Annotated in this window: 12 protein-coding genes; 5 read left to right on the top strand and 7 right to left on the bottom strand. The window is 28.9% G+C overall.

Features of this window, described 5'->3' with window-relative positions; translation table 11 throughout:
- Positions 1 to 53: 53 nt before the first annotated feature.
- Both AC1B00_RS07780 and AC1B00_RS07775 read left to right on the top strand, forming a co-directional pair.
- Entirely contained in the window at positions 54 to 836 is a 783-nt protein-coding gene (locus AC1B00_RS07780) for an MBL fold metallo-hydrolase (RefSeq protein WP_488849137.1), read from the top strand.
- Between the two features lie 8 nt (positions 837 to 844).
- Positions 845 to 2,797: a heavy metal translocating P-type ATPase gene (locus AC1B00_RS07775; RefSeq protein WP_488849135.1), complete on the top strand. Its 1,953-nt coding sequence runs from the start codon at positions 845 to 847 to the stop codon at positions 2,795 to 2,797.
- A gap of 53 nt (positions 2,798 to 2,850) precedes the next feature.
- Here AC1B00_RS07775 and thrB read toward each other — a convergent pair whose 3' ends face one another.
- From thrB to AC1B00_RS07740, 7 genes are read right to left on the bottom strand one after another with little or no spacing between them, the layout of a single operon-like run.
- Entirely contained in the window at positions 2,851 to 3,729 is an 879-nt protein-coding gene (thrB, locus tag AC1B00_RS07770; protein ID WP_488849170.1) for a homoserine kinase, read from the bottom strand.
- Positions 3,730 to 3,749: 20 nt separating this feature from the next.
- Positions 3,750 to 4,166: a tRNA threonylcarbamoyladenosine biosynthesis protein TsaB gene (locus tag AC1B00_RS07765; protein ID WP_488849134.1), complete on the bottom strand. Its 417-nt coding sequence runs from the start codon at positions 4,164 to 4,166 to the stop codon at positions 3,750 to 3,752.
- Between the two features lie 8 nt (positions 4,167 to 4,174).
- Positions 4,175 to 5,068, bottom strand: a complete 894-nt coding sequence (gene lpxC, locus AC1B00_RS07760; protein WP_488849133.1) for a UDP-3-O-acyl-N-acetylglucosamine deacetylase — start codon at positions 5,066 to 5,068, stop codon at positions 4,175 to 4,177.
- 9 nt (positions 5,069 to 5,077) lie between these two features.
- Positions 5,078 to 6,451 (bottom strand): M23 family metallopeptidase, encoded by a 1,374-nt coding sequence (locus tag AC1B00_RS07755; RefSeq protein WP_488849132.1) that lies wholly within the window; start codon positions 6,449 to 6,451, stop codon positions 5,078 to 5,080.
- A gap of 9 nt (positions 6,452 to 6,460) precedes the next feature.
- Positions 6,461 to 7,261, bottom strand: a complete 801-nt coding sequence (locus AC1B00_RS07750) for a hypothetical protein (RefSeq protein ID WP_239817147.1) — start codon at positions 7,259 to 7,261, stop codon at positions 6,461 to 6,463.
- Positions 7,261 to 7,566, bottom strand: coding sequence for a flagellar motor switch protein FliN (gene fliN / locus AC1B00_RS07745; RefSeq protein ID WP_239817146.1), 306 nt, complete (start codon positions 7,564 to 7,566; stop codon positions 7,261 to 7,263). The genes AC1B00_RS07750 and fliN overlap by 1 nt, the downstream gene beginning before the upstream one ends.
- The gene (locus AC1B00_RS07740) at positions 7,566 to 7,994 is read right to left on the bottom strand and encodes a chemotaxis protein CheX (RefSeq protein WP_336611927.1); all 429 of its coding nucleotides are present in this window, start codon (positions 7,992 to 7,994) and stop codon (positions 7,566 to 7,568) included. The genes fliN and AC1B00_RS07740 overlap by 1 nt, the downstream gene beginning before the upstream one ends.
- A gap of 84 nt (positions 7,995 to 8,078) precedes the next feature.
- Between AC1B00_RS07740 and AC1B00_RS07735 the strand changes: the two genes are divergently transcribed.
- The 3 genes from AC1B00_RS07735 to AC1B00_RS07725 are packed head-to-tail and all read left to right on the top strand — an operon-like array spanning position 8,079 to position 12,800.
- Positions 8,079 to 8,861: a sulfite exporter TauE/SafE family protein gene (locus AC1B00_RS07735; protein ID WP_488849130.1), complete on the top strand. Its 783-nt coding sequence runs from the start codon at positions 8,079 to 8,081 to the stop codon at positions 8,859 to 8,861.
- Entirely contained in the window at positions 8,854 to 11,649 is a 2,796-nt protein-coding gene (gene uvrA / locus AC1B00_RS07730) for an excinuclease ABC subunit UvrA (RefSeq protein ID WP_488849129.1), read from the top strand. Before AC1B00_RS07735 ends, uvrA begins: the two co-directional genes overlap by 8 nt.
- A complete protein-coding gene (locus AC1B00_RS07725) occupies positions 11,649 to 12,800 on the top strand; it encodes an amidohydrolase (protein ID WP_488849128.1) in 1,152 nt (383 codons plus the stop codon). The genes uvrA and AC1B00_RS07725 overlap by 1 nt, the downstream gene beginning before the upstream one ends.
- Positions 12,801 to 12,912 lie beyond the last annotated feature (112 nt).

Genomic DNA, 12,912 nt, shown 5'->3' with positions numbered 1-12,912 from the left:
AATTATTTTCAAAAAAATTAATATGTATTTTTAATTTTATCTAAGGAGAAATTATGAATACAAAAGTTCAATTAATTAGAAGTGCATGTGTGAAAATTACAATCAATAATACCTGTTTTTTAATAGACCCTATGTTAGCACCAAAAGGCTCTTATGAAGGATTTGCAAATACTTATAATTCGCATTTGAAAAATCCTTTAGTGGATTTGCCTTTTAGTCTTGAAGAAGTTTTAAGTAATGTTAATGCTTTAATAATTACTCATAATCATTTAGATCATATTGATGAATTTGCATGTTTGAAAATGAATAAAAATCTAAAAATGATAGTTCAAAATCAACAAGATTATGAGTTTATAAAACAATACGGCTTTAATGATATTGAGATTTTAAATGATAATTTAGAGTTTCAAGGGGTAAAATTAAGAAAAACAAAAGCAAAGCACGGAAGTGAAGAAATATATAAAAATGATGAATTAGCAAGACTTTTAGGCGATACTATGGGAATTGTTTTTAGTGCAAAAGATTGTAAAAGTGTGTATTTGATAGGAGATAGTGTTTTAACAGCTGATGTTGTAAAAACTTTAAAACAAAATCATGATATTGTCATAGTAAATGCAGGAAATGCTAAGGTTTTAGGATTTGATGATAGTATTATTATGAATGAAAACGATATTGAAAATATTGCAAAAATATCAACAAGCAAAATAATAGCCGTTCATTTAGAAGCAATAAATCATTGTGTTTTAACTAGAAATGATTTAAGAGATTTTGTAAATAAAAATAATTTAAACAATAGAGTTTTAATTCCAGAAGATGGAGAAACTTATATTTTTTAGGAGATAATTTGAAAAATATAAAACTTTTTATAAACGGAATGCATTGCGTAAATTGTGCGAATTCTATAAAACAAGCTGCTTTAAAACAAGGCGCTTTGACAGCGAATGTTGATTTCATAAATAAATTTGGCGAATTTAGTGTAAATGATGATTTTGATAGCGAGAAATTAATTTTTGCTATCAAAAAATTAGGCTTTGAAGTTAGCCTTGATAAAATCAAAGCCAAAAACACCTATGAAGGCACTAGATTAGTATTTTTAGCTATTTTTAGCGTTTTAACTTTTATTGATTTTGGTTTTTTTGCCTCTTGTTTGATTGCAAGTTTTGCCATATTACTTTCTTATGATTTTTATAAAAGAGTGATATTTCATAAAAGTTATGGAATGGATTTATTAGTAGTGCTTGGAATTAGCATAAATTATTTTTATTCATTTTTTAGCATTCATCATCATTTCTTTTTTGAGAGCACTTTTGTTTGCTTTGTGATTAGACTTGGCAAATTTATTGAAAACAAGGCAAAAGCAAAAGCCAATTCATTAATTGCTCCAAACGAAATTCCAAACATTACTTTAGCAAGTAGCAAGATTTTAAAAGCTAATGAAATAAGCATAAATGATGAATTAATCATAAAAAATGGCGAAGAAATATTAGTAGATGGGATTTGCTTAAACGATGCTTTAATAAATGAAAGCGTTATAAGTGGAGAAAGTGTAAGTTTAGTTAAAAAAGCAGGAGATTTCATATACGCTGGAAGCATTAATGATGGCGAAGTTTTAAGGATGAGAGCAAGTTGCGAGTATTATGAAAGCTCACTTGAAAAATTAAAAGATGAAGCAATGAAAGCTAGTAATAAAGAGCTAAAAGCCTTTAAAATGGTTGATAAAATTAGCAGATATTTTGTATTAATCATTTGTATTATTGCTAGTATTACAGGAATTGCATGGTATTTTATAGATTCATCTAAGGTGTTTTTTTATGTTAGTAGTGTGCTATTAATTTCATGTCCTTGTGCTTTAGGACTTGCAATTCCAATGGTAATAGCAATTTGTATTAATTTATGCTTTAAAGAAAAGATAATTTTAAAAAATCCAGAATTAATAAGCTCTATAAAAGACATAGAATGCTTTATATTTGATAAAACAGGCACTCTTACAAGCGACATTCAAGCAATAAAACATGATTTAAGTTATGATGATTTTAGACTAATTGCAAGTATAGAAAACTTGCAAAATCACCCGATTGCAAAAAGTATCACAAATAATTTTAATGATTTTTTGGCATTAAATGGCAAAAGTTATTTGCAAGATAATGTATTGCATTATGAAGATGAGAGTGTAAAAGTAAGGATAGAACCCCTTGAAAATGATTTGATGTGTTATAAAAATGATGGCTTTATAGGCAAAATCACTTTAGAAAATGAGCTAAATAAAAACGCAAAAGAATTAATAGAGTTTTTAAAATCACTAGGAAAAAGAATAATAATAATTAGTGGAGATAGCAAAAACAAGGTAGAGGATTTAGCTAAAAAGCTTAATATAGATGAATACTATTATAGAGTAAGTCCTGTGCAAAAAGCTGAAATAATCTCACAATTAGGTGTAAGCTCGGTTTTTGTAGGTGATGGTGCAAATGATATAAAAGCACTTAGAAAGGCTAATTTTGGAATATCATTTAGCAAGGCAAATGCGATTGCTAAAAATAAAGCCGATGCCTTGCTTTTAGAAAATGATTTAATCAAAATCAAAAAACTTTTTGAGATATTTGATAAATCGTATTCAAAAATTAAACAAAATTTATTCATATCGTTTTTTTATAATTTTTTTGGGATTGCTCTAGCTTGTGGGATTTTTAGCGAGATTAATCTGCATTTAAATCCAGCTCTATGTGCCATGCTTATGAGTATTTCATCGCTTATTGTTGTGTTTAATTCTTTGCTTTTATTTAAAGAATTAAAATCTTAATTCCTATTTCAAATTCCATAAAAATTTCAAAGAATTTGAATTAGGAATTTGCTTTATTCATAAATTACACCTGTATTATTAAAGTTTAGTTCTAAGATTTTCATAGAAGAAAATTCATTTTCTAATATATTTTTTAATTTACTAGCATCATCTTTATAGCAAAGATTAAAAAATGTAGAACCCGAACCACTTAAATTACTCATCAAAGCTCCATTTTTACGAGCGATTTCACGGATTTTAAAAAGCTCATGGATTGCCTTCATTCTGCGATTTTCGTGTAATTTATCATAGCTTGAGTATTTTAGCATTTCATAATTTTTACTCATAAATGCTGCTGTAGTTAGTGAGCTTCTGCTTATATTAAAGCTAGTATCTGCAAGGCTTAAATGCTTAGGCAATGCACTTCTACTAACATTCGTAGAAATTGGTTTATTTGGAATACAAACAACTGCTTTTACATCATCTAAAATATCGGTTTTAATATATTTAACGACATTATCTTCAACCAAAGAACACACAAATCCACCCAAAGCAGCAGGGCTAATATTATCAGGATGATTTTCATACACTAAAGCATTATTTAATATATTATCTTTATTTATGCTAAGTCCTGCTAGATAGTATGCACTTGTAATTGCTCCAATTATTACCGAGCTAGAACTTCCTAAACCACGACTTAAAGGAATATTGTTTATGAATGAAAAACTAAAAGTATCTTTTTTGCCGGTTAGTTTTTGATAAGTTTCATTAAAAATATTTATAAATAGATTGTGTTTTTTAAGATAAGGATTATCTTCTCCTTCGCCTTTTATAGAAACTTTAAAGATATTGCTTCTTTTAATTAAAGTTTTATTATAAAAATCTAAAGCCAAACCCAAACAATCAAATCCAGCACCTAAATTAGCGCTTGTTGCTGGTGTTTTTAAAATAATTTCATTTTTCATTGTTAATCCTAAATAGCAGGTAGAAAATAATTAGGCAAATTACTTTCACAAAAATCAAATTTATACTCTTGTGGTATAAAAAACTCATCTTTATAATTATCATTTTTGATTAATTTTATTTTGCCATCTTCTTGTGTAAAGAATAAATTATTATTAGCTTTAATTAGATTGTTTTTACTAAAAGTAAATCCACTAACAGCCTTTAAAGGAATGTTTTTAACAAGTGCAATTGTGCTTAAAAAAACATAAACTATTTTTAAAGCCATATATGAGCCAGGTCCATTAGCATAAGCTAATTCACTAAAACTATAAGTATTTAATAATTCTTGCATAAGAGTAGGCAAGGACTCACTTGTTTTATTCTCTAATTTTATTTCTTTGATTAAAGAATTGTTTTTATCGTATATTCCGATAAGTCCTGCCATAGGCACAATTAAAAGTTTAATGTGAATGCCTTTAATAAATCTTTATTTGTGTCGCTATCTAATGTAGCAATTTCATAAGCATTAGGATTATTTAATAATTCTAAAGTTAGCTTATGGTTTAAATCATGACTACTTGCGTGAGCTTTATAGTTTGCAAAAGTTGCCTTACCTAGCATATATAAATCCCCAATAGCATCAAGTATTTTATGGCGAACAAATTCATTGCTAAATCTTAAGCCTTCAGGATTTAATATGCCATTATCATCTAAAACAATAGCATTTTCTAAACTACCACCTAAAGCTAAACCGATTGATTTTAAATACTCTACATCTTTTAAAAATCCAAAAGTTCTAGCACTTGCAATTTCGTTTATGAAATTTTGTTTATTTACTATGTAGGTATAGTTTTGTTTTTGAATAGCTGGGTGTTTAAAATCTATGCTAAATTCATAACTTGGAGCAGTTGTTGGACTAAGACTTGCGAATTTATCTTCAGCTTGAACTTTAACTTCTTTTTTAACTACTATTATTTGTTTTTTAGCATCAAGCTGTTTAATACCTGCATTATCTAACATAGCACAAAAACCTGCCGCAGAGCCATCTAAAACAGGTGCTTCGTTTGCATCTATACTAATTAATAAATTATCAATACCATAAGAACTAACAGCACTCATTAAATGCTCAATCGTAGATATATAGCCATCGTTATCCCCTATAACGGTAGCCATTTTTGTATTTATTACATTTTTATAATTTGCTTCATAATATTTATTAATATCAGTTCTATGAAATACTACACCGCTATTTGCATCAAGTGGGCTAAAGGTAATTTTTATAGCACTACCTTTATGAAGTCCTATGCCTATATTTGTTACTTCTTTTGCTATTGTAGTTTGTAACATTTCGTTTCCTTATTTTTTGTTTATAATTTCTTTAGCTTTTTTGATAATGCCAAAAACATTATCATTTAGCCATTTTGAATCCATCCACTCTTCAGGTCTTACTTCAACACCTTGAACTAATACCCCAAAATGAAGATGATCACCTAATGCTAAACCACTTGTGCCTGTATTTGCAATTGTAGTTTTAGCATTTACTATATCGCCCAATTCTACATTTTTTTTAGTGCAATGTCCATAAAGAGTATAAAGTCCTAATCCATGATCTATTATTAGGTTTAATCCATATATGCCATTATCTTGAGCAAATACTATTTTACCATCATTGCTTAATGTTATAGGAGCCATTTTTGTACTTGCTAAATCTAGCCCCATATGATAGCTTTCGCTTATTTGATTTCCGTTGTATTTATAAAATCTATGATCTCCAAAATCTGCAACTTTCATTCCATTTTTAAGCGGTAAAAAGGCATTTAGTTTAAAATCATTTACTAATTCATTGCTTACTACTTTCGTAATTTTATGAATGATTTTTTCATTTTCACTTCTTAATTTTGCATTTACAAAATCAAATATTAAAGCTCTATCATTTAAAGAATTATCAGAATTAGCTTCATATAAATCTTTAATCTTGCCATCTATAAAATTATCTCCTACTTCAATATTTGAAACTCTATATTTTTTATTAGAATAATAATAAGGTATTCTTTCTTTAATAATATTATTGGCTTTATCTTTTGCTACAATTCTAGCTTCAAAATCATTTCCATCTCTTAAATCCCAAGCTATTAAAGCGATATAATAATCATCTTTTACAAAAGGTGCTACTTGAAATATACGATTATTAACTTCAATATATAAATCAGTTAAATTATCATCTTGTGCGTAAAATACCACGCTAGCTGCACCGCCTTGAGTGATATTGTATGAGTTTGCTATTACACTTACTTGAGGTTTTTTGTTATCTACTATTACATTTATTGTTTGTTCGCTTGTATTTCCGCCAAACCAGTTCCATAAACTTTTATCATTTGCTTTTATATAAAGTGTATATCTATCAAGCTTTTCGTTAAATTTTGGTTTTGGTAAATCTAATTCTGCTGTAAAATCTTTTGCATTTATTGTTTTATTTATTAATATATTTTTAGTTTCATCATTATCTTTTGAGTATTCAATTTTTATATTTTTAAGTCCGAGATTATCTTCTGCTTTTAAGATGATTTTATCTCTTCCATTCCAATACATAGTATCGTTATTATTGTTTTCTATACTTATAGTAGGTGCAACTCTTTCAAATGTGCTAGAAAATGCCACAAAAGCAGCTATAAAAACTATTAAAATTATAGAAAAAAATAAGGTTATTTTAGTTTTTCTATTTCTTCTCATTAATTCTCCTTATATTTTACTTATTTTTTCTTTGTATGAATTTAGAGCGTTTTGCTTTATCATATTTTGTAATTTTTGTTTGTTTTCTTCAAAATATGTTTCAAAGTTTTCTTCACTTTGACTTGGTGCATCAAGCCAAATATTAGTATTTCCTATTATTAATTTATATCTTGAATTCTCATAATCAACTACTATAAATTTATTATCTTTATCAAGTTGTTTTTCGCACACAACTACTGCTTGATTTTCGTTAATATTTAAAAAATTTGCAACTTTTTGCTTAGAATTTGAATTAGGAATTTTAATTTTTTTAGAAAGTTGTTTTTTTACATATACAAGCATTAATAAAACAGCTACTAAAACTCCTATCATAGAATATAGTTTATTATCAATATTACTTTCTTCAGCGTATTGAATTTCACTATTTGCTAGATTTTGATTATTAGCCTTAGGTAATACTCTAATTCTTAATCCAAATCCATCATCTTTAGTAAGCGCTGGAATAATACTAAGCTTTTCTTTTGTTTTAAACTCAAGCACAGTGCTTTCGCCTACTGGATACATTAATAATTGTTCTACATAAGGCATATTTAAAACTTGTGAATTTCTTTCGGCTATTTTGATATTATTTAACACAACGCCTACATAATCACTACCACTTAATATCCTAATATCTCCATCTTTAGCTGAATATGGAGAATCAAAGCTAAGCATAACATCAATTCTATCATCTCTTTTATAGATATTGTAGTTTATTATATTGTTTGCAAAAACACTTAGGCTAATTAGTAGTAAAATTATTTTTTTCATCACAACTCTTTTTTAAAATATTGAATAACGGTTTTTGAGCTAAGTATTTCATTTATACGAATTGCTAAATTTCTTTCATATACCATTACTTCGCCCTTACCAAAAATCCTATTATTTACATAAAGTTCCACGCTTTCTCCAGCAGGTTTTTCTAAATCAATTACAGAGCCTATTCCAAGCTCTAAAAATTCTTTAACACTAAGCTGAGTAGTGCCTAATTCGCTTATAAAATCGACACTAACATCAAGCAATTCTTCATAAGTTGCATTAAGTGTTCTTGCTGGAGCTTCTTGTATTTCTTGCATTATTTTTTCTTCTCAATTATTCCAACGCAAAATGTGTTTTCTTCAAGTTTATAAAAAAACTCATGAGTAAAACCAAGTTTAAAATCTTTTACTTTTCCTAAATACTCAGGAACACTAATTGTATAATCATCATAAGCATCAGCTAAAAGTCTTTTAGCATATCCTATTATTTGGTTTGCTACTTCTTTGCATAAATCGCAATAATCATCTTCACTCATCTTAGCATCATCGCCAAGCAGTCTTGAAGCAAGTGCTTGTAAGCTTTCTTTTTTAAATATTAAATAGCAAGATAGTTCCTTAACATTATCACCTAAACAAATACTAGCACCATAATATTCTGCATTATCAAGTGAATTTGTAGTTTCTAATCTACTTCTTAAAATATGTTTAAAAAAATGTTTAACTGAATAATCAATTGTATCTAGCATTAATCTTTCCTTAAATAAGTTTTAATTATTATAAAAAAGAAAAGTGTAAGCTAAGTTAATTAATATAACGATTTAGGAGTTTTTATGATAGAACAATACACCTTATTTACTTATATAATTTTTGTTTTAGATGGGCTTTTGGTAGGATTTACAGCAGGGCTTTTTGCAATAGGTGGAGGAACAGCAGTAGTGCCTATAATGACAACGCTCGTTGGATATTCTCCTAAAATTGCTGTTGGAATTAGCGTTATGCAAATGGTATTTTCATCTTTTTATAATTCATATCTAAATTATAAAAAAGGAACATTGCAAATAAGATCAGCAATTTATCCTGCATTAGGAGGACTTATCGGTGGTCTTAGCGTTGGATTAATTATGAAAATTGTTAGCAATTTAGTAATTGCTTATATTATTTGTTTTCTAATCACTTGGGCTATTATTAAGCTTTATTTAACTCCTGCAAATCCAACTGAACCTGAAAAAAACTCAAAATTATTGCAATTTTTTGTAGGTTTAATAATAGGTGCGATTGCTACAAGTGGAGGAATAGGCGGGGGAGCTTTACTTACTCCTGCTTTGGTTGCTATTTGTAATTTAAATATAAAAAAAGCAGCTTCTATGAGTGGGCTTTTTGTCGCTTTTGCAGGTGGTGCTGCTTTTGTTTCTATGGCTATTACAAATCATGTTGATTATATAGCCGGTGCTATAATTGCAATTTCTAGTCTTCCTGGTGTTTGGGTAGGAAATTGGCTATTTCACAAAATTAGCAATAAAACACAAAAAAAACTTTTCATAGGATTTTTATTATTTGTATTAAGCTTATCAATAATAGAAGTTTTGAAACAACACGGAGTAATAAATGAATGATGAAATAAAAGTTATAAACGCAAGTGAAAATAACTTAAAAAATATTAATTTAACATTACCTAAAAATAAACTAATAGTTTTTACAGGGCTTAGTGGTAGTGGTAAATCAACTTTAGCTTTTGATACGCTTTATGCAGAAGGACAACGTCGTTATATAGAAAGCTTAAGCGCTTATGCAAGACAATTTTTAGATAAATTTAGAAAACCAAATGTAGAAAAAATAGAAGGCTTAACCCCTGCTATTGCAATTGATCAAAAATCAACTAGTAAAAATCCACGCTCAACGGTTGGAACAATTACTGAAATATATGATTATTTAAGACTTTTGTATTCAAAAATCGGAGTTCAACATTGCTATAAATGTGGTGAAAAAATTAATAAAATGGATACAGAAGATATAATCAATGAAATGTCAAAATTTAGCGAAAAAGCTATGATATTAGCTCCTTTAGTAAAGGAGAAAAAAGGCACATTCGCACCACTTCTTGAAAGTCTTAAAAATCAAGGGTTTATAAATATTTTAATAAATGGCACGCTAACACGCTTAGATGAGCCAATAGATTTAGCAAAGACTAAAAAACATACAATTAAACTTGTAGTTGATAGATTAAGAATTAACGATGAAAATAAAAGCCGTTTAGCTCAAGCTGTTGAAAAAGCTTTAAGTTTAAGTTATGGTGAGTGCGAATTAGAATTATTAGAAAGCAATAAAACTATTCATTATTCACTTCACAATGCTTGTTTTAAATGCAAAATCTCATTTAATAAGCTTGAGCCTTTAAGCTTTTCTTTTAATAGCCCAAAAGGAGCTTGTTCTTTATGCGATGGCTTAGGCATTAGAATGAGTATTGACCAAGAAAAAATTATAAATTATGAAAGAAGTATAGAAGATGGTGCAGTTCGCACTATGATGGGCTTTAATAAAAGCTATTATTCAAAACTATTATTAGCATTTTGCGAAGCAGAAAAAATCCCAACAAATAAACCTTATGAAGAATTAAGTGAATACCAAAAAAAGCTTATTTTATATGGAAGTGCAACTGAGTTTAGCTTTTTATGGAATAAGCATAATATTAAAAAGAGTTTTGAGGGTGCTATAAAGCTTAGTTATGATATTTTAAAAGATGATAAAGATTTTAATGATTATATAGTAGAAAAAACTTGCCCATCTTGTAAAGGCTTTAGATTGAACGAGCAAAGCTTGGCAGTATTAGTAAATGGCAAAAGTATAGCTGATGTTATTAGCACTCCTATTGAAGATATTTGCGAATTTTTTAAAATAGAAAATTTTAGTAATTTAAATAAGCAAGATTATGAAATTTCTTATCCTATTATTAAAGAAATTAATGAAAGATTGTTTTTCTTAAATGATGTTGGCTTAGGATATTTAACTTTAGGAAGAGATGCAAGAACTATTAGTGGTGGAGAAGCGCAAAGAATTAGAATAGCTTCTCAAATAGGAAGTGGTCTTAGTGGGGTTTTATATGTATTAGATGAGCCTAGCATTGGGCTTCATGAAAGAGATACTACAAAACTAATAAATACTTTAAAAAGCTTGCAAGCTAAAGGAAATACCTTAATAGTAGTTGAGCATGATAGAAAGACAATTGAGAGTGCTGATGTAATAGTAGAAATTGGTCCAAAAGCTGGCATTGGTGGTGGAGAAATAGTATTTTGTGGCACTTATAAACAGCTTTTAAAGAGCAAATGCGAAACAGCTTTATATATAACTCGTAAGAAAGAAATTGATTTTTATAAAGCTCGTAAAAATGATGGATTTTTAGAACTTAGTGGGATTAATCAAAACAATATAAAAGATTTAAGTGTTAAATTTCCTTTAAGGAATTTAGTTTGCGTAACAGGAGTTAGTGGTAGTGGGAAAAGCTCATTGATGCTTCATTCATTACTTCCTATTGCAAGGGCTAATTTAAATAAAGCAAAGATAACTATTAATGATATTACTTATAAAGGGCTTGATAAATTAGATAAAGTAATTTTCTTAGATCAAAGTCCTATCGGAAAAACTCCTAGAAGTAACCCTGCTACTTATACAGGTTTAATGGATGAGATTAGAAACCTTTTTGCTAGTGTTCCTGAAGCACAAATTCGTGGCTATAAAATAGGTAGATTTAGTTTTAACGTTGCAGGTGGTAGATGTGAAAAATGTAGTGGGGAAGGTGAGCTTAAAATCTCTATGCACTTTTTACCTGATGTAACAATTACTTGTGATGCCTGTGGTGGTAAAAGATATAATCATCAAACGCTTGAAATTAAATATAAAGATAAAAGTATTGCAGATGTTTTAGAAATGAGTGTAGCAGAAGCTTATGAGTTTTTTGCAAAGCTACCTAAAATTAGACAAAAATTACAAACTTTAATGGATGTTGGGCTTGATTATATTGCTTTAGGGCAAAACGCTACAACCTTAAGTGGTGGAGAAGCTCAAAGGATTAAAATATCTAAAGAATTAAGCAAAAGCGATACAGGAAATACGCTTTATTTATTAGATGAGCCAACTACTGGGCTTCATTTTGCAGATACTGCAAAGCTTGTAAAGGTTTTACAGCATTTAGTGGATTTAGGAAATAGTGTTTTTGTAATTGAGCATAATTTAGATTTAATCAAAAATGCTGATTATATTATAGATATGGGCTTAGAAGGTGGCTTTAGGGGTGGTAAGATAGTTGCTGAAGGAAATCCACTTGAATTAGCTAAGAATTACGCTAATACAAGCTATACGGCTAAGTTTTTAGCGCAAGAATTTAAAGAAATGAAAAAGGAGTTTTGATGATTGAAAGAATTAAAAAATTAGCACCTGAGTTTATAGAGATTAGAAAGTGCATACACGAAAATCCTGAACTTGGATTAAAAGAGTTTAAAACAGCGAAATTAGTTGCTAATAAATTAAAAGAGTTTGGCGCTCAGGTGCATGAGAATATAGGTGTTACTGGAGTTGTTGGAGTATTCAAAAAAGGAAATTCAAATAAAAGCATAGCCTTAAGAGCTGATATGGATGCACTTGTAATAAATGAAGCTAGTGGAGTAAGTTATGCTTCTAAAAATGAAGGCATAATGCATGCCTGTGGGCATGATGGGCATACTGCTAGCTTGTTGCTTGCTGCTAAATATTTAAGCGAAAGTGATTTTGATGGGACAATTAATTTTATTTTTCAGCCTGCAGAAGAAGGCAGGGGCGGTGCTAAAGCTATGCTTAAAGATGGCTTATTTACAAAATTTCCAAGTGATTATGTATTTGGCTATCACAATATCCCAAGCAAAACTAATAAATTATTTTGTTTAAAGCGTGGAGCTATGATGGCAGGAGCTGATGCGCTTAGGGTAAATATTAGTGGAATTGGTGGGCATGGAAGTGCGCCTGAAAAGGCTAGTGATGTAATGGGTGCGATGGCTCATTTTATAACTCAAGCAAGTTTAATAACAGCAAGAAATATAGCTGCAAAAAACTCAGCTGTAATTACATTTGGAGCAGCTTTAAGTGGAAATGAAACGAGTTTTAATATATTGCAAGATAAGGCTTTATTGTTAGCTAATATTAGAACTTTTAATAGTGAAGATAGAGCAATCATCATAAATCAATTAGAAAATATAGCTAAATCTTGCGAGATATTATTTAAAGTAAAAATTGAGCTTGAATTTATTCAAATAGGAGCTGCTACAATAAATGATGATGAGGCACAAAAATTAGCCTTTGGTGTAGCATGTGAATTGTTTGGAGAGCAAAATTGTGATGATAATCATGAGCCTTTAATGGGTAGTGAGGATTTTTCTTTTATGCTTGAAGAATGCAAAGGTGCTTATGCTTTCATACTAAACAAGAATGAATATTATTTACACGATCCAAGATATATTTATGATGATGATACTTTAGTAAATGCTGCAGCGTTTTACTCAGGACTTTGTCTAAAATATCTTAAATAAAATTGCTAATTCCTATTTCAAATTCCACAAACCCCACCAAAGAATTTGAATTAGGAATTTAAACATTCTAAACAATTCAAATTCCTATTTCAAATTCTTCCAAACTTTATAA

It is taken from the genome of Campylobacter sp. DY7 (genome assembly GCF_057802535.1).
The sequence above is the reverse complement of the archived record's forward strand: the minus strand, read 5'-3'. Positions and strand labels throughout refer to the sequence as shown.